Annotated in this window: 26 protein-coding genes; 11 read left to right on the forward strand and 15 right to left on the reverse strand. The window is 41.2% G+C overall.

The features are described from left to right. The first annotated feature begins 208 nt into the window (after positions 1 to 208). The 4 genes from H8B06_RS16170 (at position 209) to H8B06_RS16185 (ending at position 2,767) form a co-directional block, all read left to right on the forward strand. Positions 209 to 499 (forward strand): hypothetical protein, encoded by a 291-nt coding sequence (locus H8B06_RS16170; RefSeq protein ID WP_190995258.1) that lies wholly within the window; start codon positions 209 to 211, stop codon positions 497 to 499. Positions 500 to 768: 269 nt separating this feature from the next. Beyond that, the gene (locus tag H8B06_RS16175; RefSeq protein WP_190995259.1) at positions 769 to 1,668 is read left to right on the forward strand and encodes a LytS family sensor histidine kinase; all 900 of its coding nucleotides are present in this window, start codon (positions 769 to 771) and stop codon (positions 1,666 to 1,668) included. Continuing rightward, on the forward strand, positions 1,640 to 2,368 hold the full coding sequence (locus H8B06_RS16180; protein WP_190995260.1) for a LytR/AlgR family response regulator transcription factor: 729 nt from the start codon (positions 1,640 to 1,642) through the stop codon (positions 2,366 to 2,368). The genes H8B06_RS16175 and H8B06_RS16180 overlap by 29 nt, the downstream gene beginning before the upstream one ends. A gap of 48 nt (positions 2,369 to 2,416) precedes the next feature. Then, positions 2,417 to 2,767, forward strand: coding sequence for a MerR family transcriptional regulator (locus H8B06_RS16185; RefSeq protein WP_190995261.1), 351 nt, complete (start codon positions 2,417 to 2,419; stop codon positions 2,765 to 2,767). Between the two features lie 169 nt (positions 2,768 to 2,936). Here the strand turns inward: H8B06_RS16185 and H8B06_RS16190 are convergent, their stop codons facing one another. Beyond that, on the reverse strand, positions 2,937 to 3,110 hold the full coding sequence (locus H8B06_RS16190) for a hypothetical protein (RefSeq protein ID WP_190995262.1): 174 nt from the start codon (positions 3,108 to 3,110) through the stop codon (positions 2,937 to 2,939). 54 nt (positions 3,111 to 3,164) lie between these two features. On the opposite strand from H8B06_RS16190, the gene H8B06_RS16195 reads away from it, so the two are divergent. From H8B06_RS16195 to H8B06_RS16215, 5 genes are all read left to right on the forward strand, one after another. Beyond that, positions 3,165 to 3,809, forward strand: a complete 645-nt coding sequence (locus tag H8B06_RS16195) for a DUF6266 family protein (protein WP_190995263.1) — start codon at positions 3,165 to 3,167, stop codon at positions 3,807 to 3,809. Between the two features lie 77 nt (positions 3,810 to 3,886). Further along, positions 3,887 to 4,441 (forward strand): DUF6266 family protein, encoded by a 555-nt coding sequence (locus H8B06_RS16200; RefSeq protein WP_190995264.1) that lies wholly within the window; start codon positions 3,887 to 3,889, stop codon positions 4,439 to 4,441. A 19-nt stretch (positions 4,442 to 4,460) separates the two neighbouring features. After that, complete coding sequence (locus H8B06_RS16205) at positions 4,461 to 4,847, forward strand: hypothetical protein (RefSeq protein WP_190995265.1); 387 nt, start codon at positions 4,461 to 4,463, stop codon at positions 4,845 to 4,847. Further along, the gene (locus H8B06_RS16210; RefSeq protein WP_223857721.1) at positions 4,766 to 5,305 is read left to right on the forward strand and encodes a CHAP domain-containing protein; all 540 of its coding nucleotides are present in this window, start codon (positions 4,766 to 4,768) and stop codon (positions 5,303 to 5,305) included. The genes H8B06_RS16205 and H8B06_RS16210 overlap by 82 nt, the downstream gene beginning before the upstream one ends. Beyond that, positions 5,302 to 5,712 (forward strand): hypothetical protein, encoded by a 411-nt coding sequence (locus H8B06_RS16215; protein ID WP_190995266.1) that lies wholly within the window; start codon positions 5,302 to 5,304, stop codon positions 5,710 to 5,712. The genes H8B06_RS16210 and H8B06_RS16215 overlap by 4 nt, the downstream gene beginning before the upstream one ends. A gap of 209 nt (positions 5,713 to 5,921) precedes the next feature. Here H8B06_RS16215 and H8B06_RS16220 read toward each other — a convergent pair whose 3' ends face one another. The 9 genes from H8B06_RS16220 to H8B06_RS20835 all read right to left on the reverse strand — a co-directional run bounded on the left by H8B06_RS16220 (position 5,922) and on the right by H8B06_RS20835 (position 10,065). Further along, positions 5,922 to 6,386, reverse strand: a complete 465-nt coding sequence (locus tag H8B06_RS16220; RefSeq protein ID WP_190995267.1) for a DUF6428 family protein — start codon at positions 6,384 to 6,386, stop codon at positions 5,922 to 5,924. Positions 6,387 to 6,453: 67 nt separating this feature from the next. Continuing rightward, entirely contained in the window at positions 6,454 to 6,786 is a 333-nt protein-coding gene (locus H8B06_RS16225) for an ArsR/SmtB family transcription factor (protein ID WP_190995268.1), read from the reverse strand. A gap of 117 nt (positions 6,787 to 6,903) precedes the next feature. Further along, positions 6,904 to 7,356 (reverse strand): carboxymuconolactone decarboxylase family protein, encoded by a 453-nt coding sequence (locus H8B06_RS16230; RefSeq protein ID WP_190995269.1) that lies wholly within the window; start codon positions 7,354 to 7,356, stop codon positions 6,904 to 6,906. Between the two features lie 67 nt (positions 7,357 to 7,423). Beyond that, complete coding sequence (locus H8B06_RS16235; RefSeq protein WP_190995270.1) at positions 7,424 to 7,999, reverse strand: Crp/Fnr family transcriptional regulator; 576 nt, start codon at positions 7,997 to 7,999, stop codon at positions 7,424 to 7,426. Positions 8,000 to 8,095: 96 nt separating this feature from the next. Next, positions 8,096 to 8,677 carry a YdeI/OmpD-associated family protein gene (locus H8B06_RS16240; RefSeq protein WP_190995271.1) on the reverse strand — a complete coding sequence of 194 codons (582 nt, stop codon included), beginning with the start codon at positions 8,675 to 8,677 and terminating at the stop codon, positions 8,096 to 8,098. A 10-nt stretch (positions 8,678 to 8,687) separates the two neighbouring features. Then, positions 8,688 to 9,071 (reverse strand): DoxX family protein, encoded by a 384-nt coding sequence (locus tag H8B06_RS16245; RefSeq protein ID WP_190995272.1) that lies wholly within the window; start codon positions 9,069 to 9,071, stop codon positions 8,688 to 8,690. Between the two features lie 6 nt (positions 9,072 to 9,077). Next, on the reverse strand, positions 9,078 to 9,542 hold the full coding sequence (locus tag H8B06_RS16250; protein ID WP_190995273.1) for an SRPBCC family protein: 465 nt from the start codon (positions 9,540 to 9,542) through the stop codon (positions 9,078 to 9,080). A gap of 7 nt (positions 9,543 to 9,549) precedes the next feature. Then, the gene (locus tag H8B06_RS16255; RefSeq protein ID WP_190995274.1) at positions 9,550 to 9,873 is read right to left on the reverse strand and encodes an ArsR/SmtB family transcription factor; all 324 of its coding nucleotides are present in this window, start codon (positions 9,871 to 9,873) and stop codon (positions 9,550 to 9,552) included. Positions 9,874 to 9,942: 69 nt separating this feature from the next. Continuing rightward, complete coding sequence (locus H8B06_RS20835; RefSeq protein WP_262891610.1) at positions 9,943 to 10,065, reverse strand: hypothetical protein; 123 nt, start codon at positions 10,063 to 10,065, stop codon at positions 9,943 to 9,945. 75 nt (positions 10,066 to 10,140) lie between these two features. On the opposite strand from H8B06_RS20835, the gene H8B06_RS16260 reads away from it, so the two are divergent. Next, complete coding sequence (locus H8B06_RS16260) at positions 10,141 to 10,500, forward strand: DUF4180 domain-containing protein (protein WP_190995275.1); 360 nt, start codon at positions 10,141 to 10,143, stop codon at positions 10,498 to 10,500. Positions 10,501 to 10,509: 9 nt separating this feature from the next. Here the strand turns inward: H8B06_RS16260 and H8B06_RS16265 are convergent, their stop codons facing one another. Continuing rightward, positions 10,510 to 11,814 carry a DEAD/DEAH box helicase gene (locus tag H8B06_RS16265; protein ID WP_190995276.1) on the reverse strand — a complete coding sequence of 435 codons (1,305 nt, stop codon included), beginning with the start codon at positions 11,812 to 11,814 and terminating at the stop codon, positions 10,510 to 10,512. Between the two features lie 212 nt (positions 11,815 to 12,026). Between H8B06_RS16265 and H8B06_RS16270 the strand changes: the two genes are divergently transcribed. Continuing rightward, positions 12,027 to 12,536, forward strand: a complete 510-nt coding sequence (locus H8B06_RS16270) for a hypothetical protein (RefSeq protein ID WP_190995277.1) — start codon at positions 12,027 to 12,029, stop codon at positions 12,534 to 12,536. A 14-nt stretch (positions 12,537 to 12,550) separates the two neighbouring features. Here H8B06_RS16270 and H8B06_RS16275 read toward each other — a convergent pair whose 3' ends face one another. From H8B06_RS16275 to dapA, 4 genes are all read right to left on the reverse strand, one after another. Next, the gene (locus H8B06_RS16275; RefSeq protein WP_190995278.1) at positions 12,551 to 13,822 is read right to left on the reverse strand and encodes a hypothetical protein; all 1,272 of its coding nucleotides are present in this window, start codon (positions 13,820 to 13,822) and stop codon (positions 12,551 to 12,553) included. Between the two features lie 12 nt (positions 13,823 to 13,834). After that, positions 13,835 to 15,832, reverse strand: a complete 1,998-nt coding sequence (locus H8B06_RS16280) for a hypothetical protein (RefSeq protein WP_190995279.1) — start codon at positions 15,830 to 15,832, stop codon at positions 13,835 to 13,837. 3 nt (positions 15,833 to 15,835) lie between these two features. Next, positions 15,836 to 16,507, reverse strand: a complete 672-nt coding sequence (locus H8B06_RS16285; protein ID WP_190995280.1) for a hypothetical protein — start codon at positions 16,505 to 16,507, stop codon at positions 15,836 to 15,838. 130 nt (positions 16,508 to 16,637) lie between these two features. Next, the gene (gene dapA / locus H8B06_RS16290; protein ID WP_190995281.1) at positions 16,638 to 17,516 is read right to left on the reverse strand and encodes a 4-hydroxy-tetrahydrodipicolinate synthase; all 879 of its coding nucleotides are present in this window, start codon (positions 17,514 to 17,516) and stop codon (positions 16,638 to 16,640) included. Positions 17,517 to 17,518: the final 2 nt, after the last annotated feature.

Raw genomic sequence — 17,518 nt, forward strand, 5'->3', positions numbered from 1 at the left:
ATTTTACAATACCCAAAGAATACATTCTGCTCTGGGGTATAAAACCCCTAAGCAGATCGAAGAGATGCTATTGGAAAAAGAAAAAATGGCAGCATAAAAAAGTCTCCTAATTTAAGTTGCAATTCCAGGAACACTGTGGCTTAAAAAGGGGATACCCTTTATTAGTCATGTATTTGGCATGCCGGTGGTCTCGCTTCTACCATATAAGATGAACGACATCGAACGGCTGCAACTCCATAAAACCATTTTGCCGGCTGCGCAGGAGGATCGAGAGCCCTATCTGCTTCGATGCTTACAACAACTATATGGAGGCTTGGAAAAACTTATAAAAAATAAACCACACCTGTGGGAATGCTGGGGATACCTGCAACAAAATGGGATGTTGGGTAAAATTATTGATAATCAGTTTTTTGAGGATAAAGGTGCGACTATTCAGGTCGTGTGGAACGATAAAATGGTCGCATTTGATCGACGGAATTACGCGGTCAGGACGGAATAGCATATTTGTTGTTTTGACATTTATGCCGTAAATTGGGAATGTAGATCACCAAACTTAGCGTTATGAATCCAATTGTTAGAACTATATTTCGTTCGAATATTTGGGCTTTTCCAATTTTTGCCGCAGTCTTATTCGTAGCAAACTGGTTGATGGGAACGGAACCGTTTCCGGTCAAGCAACTTTTGCTGGTCAGCGCCATATTTTTGTTGTATTATAGTTGGGTCTACTATATCATATCAAATTTCTGGGTTCACGATCTAAAAAAAAGAATGGCTGCTATCGTTGCCACACTGTTGCTCGTGTTTACGATTGAACCAACGTTGGTGTTTTTTATATACCATTATTTCCCGTCGCTGGGCGTGTATATGGATCGCTATATGAACGATCCGGACTATGAACTTGATAAGACAGAATTTAGACAACGGTATGGGTCTCCCATAATATTTATTTGTTTTTTGGTAATCATGAGGCTTATGTTCAGGATGGGTCGGAAAAAAGGGAAAGAAGTTATAGAATCAAAGCAGGAACTCGCAGATTTGGAAGGGAAGATTACAAATCTAAACAGCTTGTTGAAAGCCCGTAATTTGAATCCACACTTTATAAGGAATTTTGCGGCTGTAGCGCTCGAGAGGGAGAGGAAGAGACCTCATGAAGAAAATATAAAAATGCTCACGATGCTGATTGCGCTCATGAATTACCAACTGCGCATGGATAGCAGCCAACAAACGACCCGCTGGCAAGACGAATGGGAGCAGATCGAAAGTCTACTGGAAATGGCGTATTATAAGGATCCAAAGTTTGTTTACGAATGGAGTGATAACGATTGCCTGGCAGATATGGAGATGGTTATCCCGCACGGCCTATTGCTGATGCCGCTGGAAAACGCGTTAAAGTATGGTGAAAACACGGCAGAAAGGCCGTTGCGAATCGTTTTTAGGAAGCGAGGGGACAGGATTTACATTCGTTATACAAATTATTTTGAACCTGTGAAGCGAGATAAAATAGAGTCCACCGGTCAGGGGTTTCCCCTCATGGAAGCTCGATTGGAAGGGGGGGCATGGCCTATTACAATAGAACGGCAGGAAAGGGGCGACTGTTTCTATGTCGATATCGAAATAATATACAGTACTTCAAAAACCTATGATGATGAAAAAAAAGGAAAAATATAACATTCTGATAGTGGACGATGAATTGGAATCGGTTGGTCATATAGAGACAACGTTAGATCAAATACCCTATATAGAGGTGAAGAAAGAGAGCAATCTAGCCAAGGCTCGATCGATGGTGGATAATGGTGGAGTGGATATCCTCTTTTTGGATCTGATGATGCCCGTAGCGGACGGTTTTACATTTTTAGGGCTTTTAAAAGACGTTCCGGCTACGGTTATGTGTTCTGGTAACGAAATACCAGGCACGGCAGCGTTTGACAACGAGGTGGCCGATTGCATCAATAAACTGGCTTCCAAAAAAAGGGTACAACGGGCTGTTGATAAGGCGATAAAGAAATTCCACGAGCACGAAGCGGAAAGGGAACATGCCAAAGCAGTCATCACGCTCAGGCGGGTGCGCGACAACAAAAGAGTGGAGATCAACTGGCAAATGATCGAATATGTTTCGATTACGGATGATATATTGACCATACATGATATGGACGAAAAGAAAGAAGATTACTATTGTAGGCTATCCACTTTTCTCGAAAAGGTGCCGTCACACAAATTTCTAAGGATACACCGGAAAGTTGCCGTGAAGATATCGGCTATACGTAGCAAACGGTGGAAAACCTTAACGCTCACGAGTTGGGCCAAACTGACGATAGGGGGCAACTACGAAAAAGATGTGAAAAAGATAGTAGAGCAATTGGAGTGTTAATGCCTCATTTATAAAATTACCCAACTTTAACCATGCTGCCGATTTGCTATGAAAAGAACCTTGATGGCTATATGCCGTTATCTGATCCGTATTATCCGTTTGTTGCATGAATTAAGTGCCAAGGCGGCGCACCGCGAAACTGAAATTATCCATATACTGACGGCGATTAGGAAGGAACATACTGACCTAAAACAACAGCTAGCGAATCAAATGGAGCAGGAAATCATATACCGTGATGCGGAGTATGCTATAGAATTTATCGGTATCAGTGAAAGTACACTCGCCCGCCATCAACGTAAGGGGGTGCTTGTTGTAGCAAAGATTGACAAAGGGAAACGCTATTTCAAGCAACAGGACCTGGAGCGCTTCAAAAAAAATTATTGGAACCTACCTGATTAGCCCACTTTCGCATACCTGCTTCACGCTTTCTTTACACCAACTTCGCGTTTTTACCGTATTTTTTATGAGGTTTACCGGGAATTTACCGGGGAAACCTCGGTAAATCCCCGTTGACTATACGGTAAATTCCCGGTAAATGGGCGAAGAATGTCCGAATAGATGGTGAGGGTTATTCGAAACGGAAATGAACCCGATACCAATGATTTCTGTCCCCCTGAAAAGCAAATCCTGTCAGCATCCTGTCAATCCAACGGAATCCACCTGTCAATACCCTGTCAACCGTCTTCCAGTGCTTGTTTTGTGCCTTACCTGCGCCGTATGTTTGTTGCTGTAAGCCCCACATACCGGTATACGAAAAGGCGTTACAGATGGTTTAACAAATTTAATTTTTTCAATTATGGGAACGATTAGAAGAGGAGCAAATGGAGGATTCAGCGGGAAAGCTGGATCGGTTATCGGCAGCAGCTGGAAAAGTATAGACTACATCAAAGGGCTGCCCAAAAAACGGACAAAACCGATGTCCGAAGAACAACTTATCCAACAGGCACGTTTTGGTGTGATGACCCGTTTTTTGATGCCATTGACACCGATGGTACGCGTTGGCTATGGCCAGATACAATCGGATCGCTTGACACCAATGAATGTGGCGGTTCAACAGAACTTGAACCGTGCTGTTACAGGAACCTATCCAGATTTTTCGGTAGACTATGCGTCTGTACGGATCAGTGAGGGTCGGTTAATCGGTGGAGGAACCCTATCTGCGGAGGTAGATGCGGGTATACTGACAGTAAATTGGAGTACCGATGTAAACGACCTGATGGATTCCAATGCGGACGACCTGGTGTATATCGTACTGTTCCAGCCGGAGATCGATGAGCTCATGTCGACGCCTACGCTTCCGACGAGAGGAGATGGGGAAGTAGACATCGTAATCCCCGACCACTTTTTGGGTGGGAAAGGTCATGTCTGGATTTTCTTTTCCGACCGGAAGGCTAAGCGCGTATCGCGGAGTTCATACTTAGGTGAATTCGATCTGCAATAAACGTGCAGCTAAAGGAGCAGTGATATGCTGCTCCTTTCTATTTCAAAATGAATACAGAGCATGAAAAACAATTTGATATGATGGTACGAAACGAAATATCTCCGGTGATGGACGGGCGGACGATAGCTAGGCTACGGTTCCAGTCTGCATCGAAATTTTTGGCACCTTTGGCAGGCGTGATAAAGCTAGGGCTTGCTACCTCGAAGAATAGTGGTACGCCTATGGGAAGGGCGATGTCGCATATGTTAACCAGCTGTTTTGTGAACCGGTTTCCTGGATTGGAGATAGATCCCGGCAAGGTAAAGTTAAGTGATGGCAACTTGGCGAATCCCACAGATGTGGAGATATCCCGTCAAGGGGATACGATAACGGTATCCTGGTCCACGGAAATTTTGAATCCGTTAAACGCTTACGATGACGACCTTATTATGGTCTGCGCTTATGGCATCGAAGCCCGTTCTGCCGTGCTTCAGGAAGGAGAGGTGGTACGAAAAGGTGGCAGCGCGTTGGTTATCCTGACAGACGACTTGGGAACGGAAACGGTCCACCTTTATCTGATGGTACACACGCGTGATAAAAAGCGTTTTTCCCGCAATATGTATCTCGGCACATCAGCTCAAAATAAGGAATAGATCACAAATGAATAATGACATGAAAACATTACAGACAAACATCCCTTGGCTTATCGAGGATATGGCAGGGAAACTATCGGGAAAACACAAACTGGGTATTGCGGTGCTGCTATTGACCACGTTGTTCCTGTTCATCGGAACGATCTTACAGATCATAGATCCAACAGCAGGTGTGCTGGACATCGGTATCTTATCGGTGTTATTGTTGGGGCTATTGGCGGGCATAGCGGCTATTTTCTGCAGTCTTTGGTTGCAGGAAATTCTCTGGCAACCTTTCAAGACGTTTCGTAAAGAATTTAATTACCATTTTAATCAGCTTACATCATGGCAACAATGTATCATTTATTTTTCGGTGTTTTTCTTATCGTTGTATGCGGTAATGTGGGCACTGTCTATCATCCTGTAGGGATCCGCAAAGACATCATCAATATCGCCCGGCAGGAAATCGGCGTGCGGGAAGCAACGGGCAATAACGACGGTGATAGGGTAGAGGAATATCTGCGCTACACTGGTTTGGGAAAGGGATATGCTTGGTGTAGCGCGTTCGTATCGTGGTGTTATGGACAGGCCGGGCTGGCTGAACCACGAAACCCCTGGAGCCCGGCGCTGTTTCCAAATGCCCGGACGTATTGTAGGAGCGACGCTTGCCGTCGTTCCCCTATGTTGATGCAGATAAATCCCGTCGATATCTTTGGCATTTATGGGCAACGCCACAGGCGGATTAACCACGTCGGTCTGGTAAAAGACATACAAGGCAAATACCTGATCACGATTGAAGGCAACAGTAATAATCGCGTAGAATCTAAACGACGTCATCTGGCCACGATATACGCTTTGGCAGATTGGATAGGAGGGAAAGAATGAAAAGAATCATAAGCGTATGGAACATGGGGTACTTGGTTTTATCGTTGGCGTCATCATGCCATACGGTTCGTCATAAGACTAAAACCGATCAGCACAACCGGTTTCAATATGCACAGACAGTATTCGTGTCGGACAGTGCGGTACGGTATTGGCACTTCAGCTCCGATTCCACTTTTTCCTATCATCCCGATAGTGGGCTGCGTACGCTTTCCGGTAGGTTAATGGGCTGGGAGTTGCGGGTCAACCATCAGAAAGAGCAACACACGTTAGACAGTGTCATCAGCCGGCAGCACAATGAAACGGAATTAAAACGGAACAGCCGCGATATTTGGCCTATAAGCTATACTTTTTTTGTATGGGTTGTGGCGATATTCGTTATCGCTTTTTTTGTGGTAGGGAGGAAATGACGTAATATAAGACTGTGCTAAATGGCTTCTGCGTGAATTGTGGGTACAGATGAAATTTAAGTTTATATCCTGTTCGTTGTTTACCTTTTGCTGTACGAAGCCTACCAGCGGTTGCAATACGGCTTTGCGTTCTTCGCTGATAGGTTGTTAGAGACAATATTGTCAATAGTTCTCACTAAATCGTTATACATCATGATTGATTCTCTAAACTAGCAACAACCTGAATTTGTTGTACAGCAAGCGTTGTTCAACTCCGATAATTTTACCTTTGGTTTTTCCGCAGGAATACCGCAGGCATCACTTGCCAAACAGGCGGTTTGTTTATTCTTCAGCACGAAATGATTTCCGTTAAAATCCAGATCGTATTTGCCAATTGTTTCGCTTTGATATTCTACCTCTATTTCGGCATCTTGAATATCCAATTTTTCTTCGGATAACTTTATGATGTTCAGTAGTTTGGTTGGTTTTAGCCGATGTTCAAAATCGTTAGCATTCCATAATTGAAAATTGACGACCTTTTCATTTCTGATCGTTCCGCCACAGTCAATAAAGTGCTTGGTAACAACACCTATTTCCGTAACATGGAAATGTTCGGGTACGAACGTTCCGTTCGCTAACTGAAATTCAACATTGTCTAACGTTGGTAAGATTTCTTTGATGTTTGATAGTGTCATAATAACTGAATTTAAAAATGATGTAATTATATATTGCAATATTACGATATTGATGATTAAAAAAATGCTATGTACAGCACGTTGTTACTTTTACCTCCTGATGGAAAAACGTATTAAATTCTGCCTGTATCTCTTTCCATATATTTTCATCAATACAATAGCAGACAGATTTACCCTCAATGGTTCCTTGAATGATACCAATACTCTTTAACTCTTTTAAATGCTGTGAGATGGTAGCCTGAGCTAAACCCAATTCCTCAACCAAATCATTACAGATACAAGTCTTTTGATTGATGATGTATTGGAGTATGGCAATCCTTGCGGGATGTGCTAAAACCTTAAATAGAGAGGCTAGTCTATTTTGTTCGTCTGTGAATATTTCCGATTTGGTAAGTCCCATACTTTATAGATGTATCGCAATATTACGATAATAAATTCAGATATACAATAATTTACCACAATTGTATCGAAAAAAGATCGCAGGCTCTTAAACCTGCGATTTTTTACTTCATAATTTTTAAGCAAAGCCTTGCCCTGGCTGAAAATGTCCAATAATGGCAATCCTGTTCCAGGCATTGATGGTAATTACCGCCATTACTATTTCTGCAATTTGATTTTCGCTAAAAAATTTTAACGCTTTTTCGTAAATTTCGTCTGATAATCCATTTTGGTGTATCAGGGTTACTTCTTCGGTAATTGCTAACACTGTTTTTTCTTCATCGGTAAAAATTCCGATGATTTCCCGCCATGTATTCAGTAAAAATATACGCTGATTGGTTTCGCCATTTTTTAAGGCATCTTTGGTATGCATATCTATACAGTAAGCACATCCGTTGATTTGTGAAGCGCGGATTTTTATCAGTTCTTTTGTGGTTTTTGAAATGGCAACTTGTGACAGATAGGTTTCCAGTCCCGTCATTGCTTTTAAAGCAAGAGGTTCTGCGGAGTTGATATTTACTCGTTTTTGCATTGTTAAATTGTTTTAAAATTGACAACACAAAATTGAAAAATCCGGAAACCGAAAAACTTAAACTGGTTTAAGAAACGCTTCTCTTCCGGATTTCGCTCAAATATTCGGGTGTGAAACCAAGGAAAGAGGCAATGAGATATTGGGGAACACGCTGCACAAATTCGGGATGCTTGCGAAGTAGTTCAAAGTAAAATTCTTCTTTCGAAAGCGAGAAAAGGTATTTTACACGCATTTGTGCCGCCGCATACGCCCGCTGATAAACAAAGCGGAAGTAACGTTCCATGACGGGGAAGTTGCACAATAATCTTTCTTGATTATCTTGCGTGATGCAGAGTATTTCTGATTTTTCTACGGATTGTATATAAAACTCGGTGGGTTGTCTATGTTCATAAGCAATATTGTCTGTCATCCACCAAGTTTCGATGGCAAATTCGGTGGTCTGTTCAATCCCTTTTTCGTTGATGTAGAACTTGCGAAGCAATCCTTTCAGTACAAAGTAATGATGCTTACAAACCTGTCCTTCCTGCAACAGGTTTTCTTTTTTTGAAACAGGTCTTACCGTGAAGAATTTTAGAATTTCTTCAAATTCTTCCTCGGATATTTTTACAAATTTGTTTATATGATTTTTTAATATTTCAGACATTAAATATAAGTTTTATTTGATTTAATCTTGTTGCTCTTTCATAATTTTATTGTAAGTTATACCCACCTTAAAAGCTGTCCTGCAATTCCATTCTGATTAATCATCCAATCCTTTTCCGTCAAGTATTTGCTGATAATATTTTTCAATTCTTGCTTCTCTTGTTTTGGATTGTTTGGCTTGATTGAAGTAAAACAAATACCCTTTCTGTCTTCCCGATGTTAGAGAATAAAACGCTTTTTGCAGAACTTTGTCCTCGTCTAAAGCCTTTTGAAACTCTTCCGGAATAGGATAATCGGCAACTTTTTTTATCGCTACTTTCTTTCCCGATTTTTCAATTTCGACAGCTTCTTTGATATACTCTATAATTATAGGTTTCAGTTGTGTAATCTGTTCTACACTGGTAAATCGGATTTGTCTTGCCGACTGAACATTTTCGGTTTGCTGTATCAGAATACTTTGTGGATCTTTCAGCAACGCACCTTTATGAAACAGCAAGGCACAATATTCCTTAAATCCGTGAATAAGTACGATATTTTTCCCCTGAAAGGTATAACAAGGGTGCATCCATTTGTAATCTTCTTCAAGTGATATATTTTCACGGATGATTTCACGCAATAAATGAAATTCATTTTTCCACTTATTTGCTTCTGCAAAAAATTGTTCTGCTTCTTGGTTCATAAGAATTGGTTTAATTTTTAGCGAAGATGATTTTTCTGCCGGCAGGTCTGAAATACCAAGACGCTACTGTTACCAATAATAAAATTAATGACGGAACAGCTTCGACAAATGCCTGTCCAACTACCAAATGTGAAACAAAAGCACCGGACATTGCAAAGAAAAATCCTGCGTAAGCCCATTCTTTCAACAACGGAAATTTTGGAATGAGAATGGCAATAACGCCTAATAGTTTCCATACGCCAAGAATACTTAAAAGATACAGTGGGAAACCCAATGAACTTACAATTTCATTGTAGCCACCGATTTGTAATAGTTGTTGTACACCGCCTGCCGTCATGCCTATCGACAGAAATATGGTAGTAACCCAATAGATGATTTTATCGCTCTTTGTCATAATTTTCTATGTTAATTTGTTTACGATTTCCTGCAACCTATCGTGAGCCATATTCAAGCCTTGTGCGAACGGCATTTGCATTAATTGGTTTCTGAATTCTGCGGACCTAAATACAATATGCATGGTGAGTTTGCTTGTGTCGTCCGTTAGTTTTTCAAACTCCAAAAATTCAAGTTGAACGGGAAATGGTGTGTTTTCCATTTCAAAAGTTCGTGTGATTTTTTGGTTTAGAACAAATTCGTGTATCGTTCCGTTGGCACGAAACATGACGTTTCCATTGTACGATGTTTCAAACGCATAAGAGCCGTGCTTTTTGTTTTCCATTTTCAACACTTTCGTTCCCATCCATTGCTCAAAAAGTTCGGGTTCTTCATAAGCCTTAAAAAGTAATTCCAAAGGCAAATCAAACTCCCTTGTGATGATGATTTCCTGTTTGCCGTCTTCGGCACTGACCTTGGTTTTTTGTTCCATGTTTAGTCTATTTTTCTGATTTATAGTTTTTCATTACAGCTTCCAATTTATTAAATCTATCGTCCCACATTTGACGGAACGGCTCGATGAAATCTGCCACTTCTTTTATCTTTTTCGCGTTCAGATGATAATGAACTTCTCTGCCGTTTTGCTCTTGTTTTAGTAATTCACACTCGGTAAGAATTTGCAAATGTTTTGAAACAGTTGGTCGTGCGGTGTCAAAGTTTGAGGCTATTGCACCTGCTGTCATTGATTGCGTAGCAACCAACATAAGTATTGCTCGTCTTGTCGGGTCAGCTATTGCTTGAAAAACATCTCGTCTTAAATTCATATGAAGTCATTTGACTACAAATATAAATGTAGTTATTTGACTACGCAAATTTCTAAGAATATATTTTTACTAATTCAAGCTCCTGTCTTTCTTCTTTTTATTTTTCATTCGGTTGACAAACTGTTCTTCCTTGTAATTCCCCTGTGCTTGGATATACGCTTTGGCAGATTGAATAGGGAAGAACATGATCATTTTCGATATATACTGATGGCATTTGGTTCGTGAAGCTGTTTTAACGTATATTTACACGAAGGGACTTAACAAAAAATGAACATTCAACCACATACAATAAAAGATACCGAAATTGCGGAAATAATTTCAGACGACATCATCATTCGAAATGCCGAAGATGCGTTGGATTTAATGGGCAATGTATATTATCAAGGGTTTGATAAAATGATTATCCATCAGAAAAATATGACGTCCGATTTCTTCGACTTAAAAAATAAAATGGCAGGCGAAATACTGCAGAAATTTTCCAACTATCGTGTTTCGCTTGCTATTATTGGAGATTTTTCGGGCTTTGAAAGCAAGAGCCTGAACGATTTCATTTACGAGAGTAATAAGGGAAAGCACGTTAATTTTGTGGCTTCTCTTAATGAGGCTCTAAACGCTTTAAGCAGATAGGTACAAAAACTACGTCCGTCCGATCCGTATCTTCCGACCCTTGATCTTTTGGTTATTCGCTTGTTTGATGATACTGGCGGCCGCAGCACGCTCCACAGCGACGTAGGATTCTTTATCTTTAACCTCAATAATACCGACCTGTTCTTTCGATATCCCGTCCAGGTTTAACAGAAACCCAACAATATCTATCTTGTTGATCTTATCTTTTCTACCGCCGCTAATATAAAGTGTCGCAAAAGGCGAATTTGGTGGGAGCGGATATTCCTCTTCCAAAACGACCAGTTCACTGTCTTCCGGCACGTATGGATACTCCTCTTCCGGTTTCAGGATAACATACACCTCCCCGCTGGCTTGCATACGAGCCGTTCGGCCATTACGGTGGATGAACGCATCCTCCTTATAAGGCAACTGATAATGTATAATGACATCCACTTCCGGAATATCTAATCCACGAGCAGCTAAATCCGTGGTGATGAGGATACGATTCGAGTTGTTACGGAACTTTAACAAGGCAAGCTCCCGATCTTCCTGTTCTAAACCACCATGAAACATATCGTGTATAATTTCACGGTTTTCGAGCAACTCGCTAATATGATCTACCGCCTCGCGGTGGTTACAGAAAATAAGCGTTTTCTTTGCCCCATTCTTGCACAACAGTTTAAATAAGGTACTCAATTTATACTGCGCTGGTGTGATTACTTTTTTGATCGTGAGTTTGGGAGCCGTATCGGCATCAGCAGAAAAATCAACCGTCACAAAATTGCCAATTCCGGTAAACGTTGGGATCGCTGTCATTTTCGTTGCGGAAGTGAGTATGCGATGTTGTAACCGTGGTAACTGTTCGATGATATATTGCATCTGCTCTTGGAAGCCAAATTCCAACGATTTATCAAACTCATCGAGGACGAGCGTTCGGATAGTGGATGGATCCACATATGTCCTTTCGATATGATACATCACCCGTCCGGGTGTACCGATCAATAAGCTTGGCGCCTCGCGAAGTTTATTACGTTCTGTCTTGGTATCGTTACCCCCGTATACACAGGTGATTTTGTATCCAGTTAACGCTTTGCGCATAACTTGTTCTATCTGGAGCGCTAGTTCCCGGGTAGGTACTAATATGAGGGCTTGTACGCCGTCTTTATCTTTTTTTAGATGTTTGGCTAATAACAAAGCAAAGGCAAGTGTTTTACCGCTGCCTGTGGGCGAATGTAAAACGAAGTCTTTGTTATTGTCGTAGGTGTCTAGGACCGCATGTTGCATAGCATTTAGTTCTGCAATCTGCATCCGGGTTAAAATCTGTTGGAGCTCCATGGGACAAATTTACGCATTAAAACTGGACAAAAGGGCTGTTAAAAATTGGAAATTTTGGCACGATGATTGCATAAATATGTACAATTCATAATTTAGGTTAATAATTGGTTAGTTAGTAAAAGGCTTCGATCTCCCCGGTTGAAGCCTTTTTAATTTTTTCCTAAACATATTCACTTTTTACATGTTTATCCCAAAGAAGAAAAGGCATTCGTATGCATATCAAAACAATATTTATGGGGTTATTATTACTAGGTGTAGGTTGTAACCCATCACGACAGCAAAATGAAGAACAATACGATGAATCGGATACCGTGAACGTGGACACCGCTCAACAAGCGGAAAACCCATTTGTTTATGTGCCGACAGAAGCCTTCTGGGAATACCAATATGACACGGTTACCCTTGATTTTAAACCCGTTAAAGTACGGGAAGTCCCAGCAGATAGCTTGACAGCCGAAGGTATCGAAACCATGATTAATCATACATGGCCAAATGTACAGGTTAGGTATATAGAAACTTTTGGCGATACGGTTTATCTCGAAATTCCCGAAAGCACCGTATTGACACAGCAAATGGGAACGGCGGGAGCACAGCAGTTTATGGTCTCCACGACCTACTCTTTTACGGAGCTACCTGATGTACGATATGTCGCATTTGGTTTTGAAGAAGGTGATCATGCCGTACCGGGTGTCTATAGCCGAAATTCCTGGAACAACAAATAATAAATGATAAACGGTTACTTTTCTGTGTATCGTATACTCCCCGATATACCTAACGTATTCTTGTCTACTATAGATGTTTCAACCGCTATTTGAAATGCCTGTTCTTGTAATGGACGCAGCATATTATTCCAAGACGATGGTAAATGGCGAAAATCCACTTTTAGCTGAAATGGACTAGATGTGTCGACAAACAAGGGTGTAAATTGAGTATCCTTTTTTGTAGACAGTATGATGAGGCTATCCCTAATATTGTGGTAAAACCGATAAAATAATTTTTCGGGTAAAGCAGCGGCTAATTGTGCATCACCTTTCCAGACGTTTTCGATAACGGGTACAGGGATTTCCTGTATCTCCTTTTTTTCGACACTGTTAAAATCCGCATCATAATCATAAGTGACAATCGTATCTTGTTGTGTCGTGATATCGGAGCTGATAAATAGGTCTACATAATCGTATGAGTGGTTGACCCACATATCGGGTTCGACATCCGAGAAAATAGATAAGGACCTGATGATAAAAGGTGTTTCGGTAGGGGACAGCGTACTCCATAGCGACATAAACGAATTATTTGTCTCTTGTTTTCGTATCTTGGAAATAACAGGAGCATCCGTCGTCAGGTGCCAATCGCCAGACAGTGCGACATGACCGTCGGATACATTGGCAAAGAGTTGAAATGTTCCATCGGTGTGACGGTAAGCGATATGTGCTTTTGAATTTTCAGCGGGAAGAAATTGAAAATCACTTACGTATACCCAATTATTCATCGCTTCCCATATCGCCTGCATCGCGTTGTCCTGCTCTTGTTTCATCGCTGTTAAACGAAGCAGCAGGTATTCGTCATCATACAACACGTCCGTACCGGAAGCGAGATGAACGAAAGATAGGCGCTGTCCATCATGTTCTGTAACCTGGACAGCATCTATGCTGTGTTCTTTTAAAAAAGCTTCCCATTTTTCAGGTTTCGCTATTTTTTGAATCGTGAAAAATGTTAGCGGATTATCTTTCAGGGTGAAAAAATGTATTTGAGCAGGTATATGTATACCGGCTCTCCACCAGTTTTGTATATCTAATAAACCAGACGTCGGTACGATACTATCCGTACGTTGTTTAAAGAATTGGGCCATGTTGTCCAGTAATAAATCATCCACCGCGATGGATACAACAGCTTGGCTGTTGGGATGTACATACTGATCAAGTGCCTGATTTTTCCGGAATAGGTATAAGGCGATGATGGTACCGGCTGTTATAACCAGTACCACCACAAAAATCCATAATGTACGTTTCATCAATCCGGTATATTATTTATCGATCGTTTTTAGTAGTTCTTGTAAAAGATATTGTAACGCGTTCGTTTCTTGTTGAGGGAAATCGACGGCCATCTCTCCGGTTATTCTGCCTTTTTTGCTCCCTTGCGCAGTGATCGTGACATCACCGTATGCCGACAGATTGTTCACCAAGTGATCCCAACGCTTTATAACGGGTATTCCTAATCTATTAATCGTTTCCGGTATTTCGGAAAGATGCGTAACGGCTGTCATCGTATTGGAGAAAATCTGCTTTTTGATATGTTTGTCCCGTGAAGCCGGAAAACGATTTGTTCGGATAGCGGAGAGTTGCTCCTCATCATTGCTTACAAATACCATGTTATCCTTAAACAGTGCGTATATGATTTCATCATTCGGCTTGTCTGCGATACGATAGATACCTTCGGTTTGTGTTACTTTCTCTTTGGATTCGCCTAGTTTCAAGATCTTTTTATAGATACGCTGGTCTTCTGAGGTAAACATCCACAAGAAAGTAGGAATATAATCATCTTTTGTTTTCTTTATTTCCTTATAATCAAAGGTGTTTTCGTCGTACTGATAGTCGATATATTCTTTTTCTACTTTTTTCATTTCATTGATGAACAGGAGGTGGTCGCCGCCCATAACATTCGCAATAGCTTTCTCATCCAGGGCGATTTCTAAAGCTGTTGCTACTATGCCCGCTACCTCTCCAAAGGCAAAGTACATCGTTGATCCATATAGCTGCTCCATCATGAGCGGGAAGTTCTTGAGGTAAGCTTCGGAATTGAAGTTCAACGACATATACCCAATATGCTTTTCGGGTATGTAACGCGCAAACTTACGGTTCATCTTGTTTTTGTATATGGGTTTGATCATGCGCTCCATTTCCTTGTCTAAACCGAACGACCCTTGTAATTTTAGGGTATGTTTATCTTGTACTAAATCGAGCACAATGTCTTGGTATCCGTAGGCGAGTTTCTCCATTTGATTGACAAACGCATACTGCATAGTCGGCATGTAATAAGGTATGGACTGGCTGTAAAGACTCATCAGATTCCTAGACCAAAAATGGACTAGGGTATTTTTCTTATCAAACGTATTTAAAAATTTATGTGACGTCGCGTTTTGGGCAGGGTGGAGGTAATGATCAAAATCTTCTGCAAGCCATGATGCAAATGCGGCATTACGGAGAGAGTCATTTTTCGCATTCCGAGCCATTTCCTTTAGATACGTAGAATCTGGATACGTATCATAAACGGGATAATCGCTGTATACGAGGGATTCCTCCGTTTCTAGCGCAGGCGGCGGGAAATCCACATGTAAATTATCGGAAATAGCATCTGCAAGATAAGTTGTATCTATGATCGTATAGGCGGCATCCGCAGCGTCGTCAGCCATATCGTCTATGTCGGCCGTATCCGGTACCACGTCATATTGGTAATCGTCATATTGGTAATCCGGTAATGTAACAGCTTCATCGTAAGTCGGTAGTTCTATACCGTATCGCTGCGCGACGGAATCAGTATCAAAATAATAACGGCGCGCATCGCCAGTCAATATAAGAACACCGTGATCATTCCAGGCAACTTGTGTTTTTCCATCGGTACTGACACGACGCTCATAACCCTGTGAGGCTGGCAACGGAGAAAGCTTGCTAAAGAGATTTGTTCCTATCTGATGTCCCGCCTTTAGGGGGAGAAGAATACCTGTATAGTAAGAACTATCCGTATCAGATTTGTAGATATACGCACTTCTGTCGTATGATAAGTCAAGGTCATGGATACGTTCGATCGGTACATCTTGATTGCCGATATCATCAAATGCGCCAAGCTTTTCCAATACTTCATTTATCTTTTCGAAAGAGCTATGTTTGACAATAGCTTGGTTATTGATAACCACAACAAACGATGCATTTTCGGGCACTTGTTGGATAAGGTCTTGCTGTCCGTAACTGGTAGCAGCTATGGATAGACCTACTAATGTAGCAATATAACTTTTTTGGAGTTTCATTTTCTATTTTACGAGTGTGATTGTGTTTGTTAGACTGGTAGATCCATTAATCAGATCGGTTGCTTTTACTTTTAAAAAGACCGCCTGTTTATTGGCAGATATTTTCGCATTTTTGTGGCTTTGGGATTGTATATTTTTGTCAAAGCGAATAATATTGGTGTAGTAGGCATCGGCAAAAAGGTTTCTATCGTCGTTTGGAACTTTAGAAAACTCCTTTGCCAGATTTGGGGTGTACGTGTAGGAACGTGAAAATGTTTGTGAAGCACGGTCATATTGATAGCTATTATAGCTCGTAATCTGTGTTTTGAACTGACCGGACAATGTCTTACTGAAATCATTTAAGGCCTGTACGTTTTCAAAACGGCAAGATAGTGTGGCGATATAATTCTGGAAATCAAGATTATATTGTACATCACTGATTCCTGATGTCGATTTAAGTGTTCGGACAACTTGTGCCATTTCCTGCTTAATAGTTGTTTCTGAAGGAATATCGATGCCGTTAAACTGCTTCATCTTCATGAGTGAAGCAACCTTTGTACGGCTCTTGCTCAGATTTAATGTCGCTTTGATCGTACCTGCACCCTTGTGGTCCATATCAATCTGTTCAACCAGATCAAAACAGCTGCTCAGTGTTAAACAACCTATCACGAGCAATACACCCATATATTTTCTCATCGTTCTAACCGTTATCTTTCTTTATCCAAAGATAGAAATTAGTTGATAGCAAAAAATCCCTAGAATCAGGGATTTTCACGATGTATATATATTGTAGAGACTCGTCTACTTTTTTACCCTCGTTTTTTGTTTATACGTAATCCATTTCCTTTTCAACCGCTTGCTGGGTTTGTGGCCCCACAGGTACTAACGGCAGTCGAACCGCATCTGTTGCAATAATGCCTTGTTTTTTTAGGATGTATTTCACGCCGCAGGGATTACTTTCTACAAAACATAAATCCGTGATCTTCAGCAAAGCGTTATGTATGTCGCGTGCAGCTGCATAATCACCGCTGGAACAGGCATGCACCAAGGTAGCCATTTTTTTAGGATAGGCATTGCCTACCACAGAAATTACACCTACAGCCCCTAACGCCATCATGGGCAACGTAACAGGGTCATCCCCCGAAATCAATAAAAAGTCTGCGGGCTTGTCACGCATAATTTCGCTGAATTGTGCAAAATTGCCGGAAGCTTCTTTGATCGCGATTATATTATCGCATGTTGTAGCCAAACGAATAGCGGTAGCCGGCGCAATATTGCTGCCTGTCCTGCCTGGTACATTGTACAATATGATCGGTAATTTCGATACGGCGGAAATAGCTTTATAATGTTGATATATACCTTCTTGTGTAGGTTTGTTATAGTAAGGAGAAACGGAAAGGATAGCACAATAGCCATCTATATTGAATTGATCGACTTGTTTTACAATTTCCTGTGTATTATTGCCACCAATACCGGCGATTAACGGCAGGCGTCCCTCAACTCGTTTAGCCGTAAATTCCCAAACCTGTTTTCGCTCCTCTGCAAGTAGTGTAGCTGTTTCACCTGTGGTGCCTAAAACAACCAAATAGTCCATACCCTCCTTGATTTGATAATCGATTAGATTGCCTAACGATTCATAATCAACTGTTCCATCTGTATTAAAAGGTGTAATCAATGCGACACCCGCTCCTCGAAGCTCATTCATGG

This window comes from Sphingobacterium micropteri, from assembly GCF_014692515.1.
In the GTDB taxonomy this organism is placed as follows: domain Bacteria; phylum Bacteroidota; class Bacteroidia; order Sphingobacteriales; family Sphingobacteriaceae; genus Sphingobacterium; species Sphingobacterium micropteri.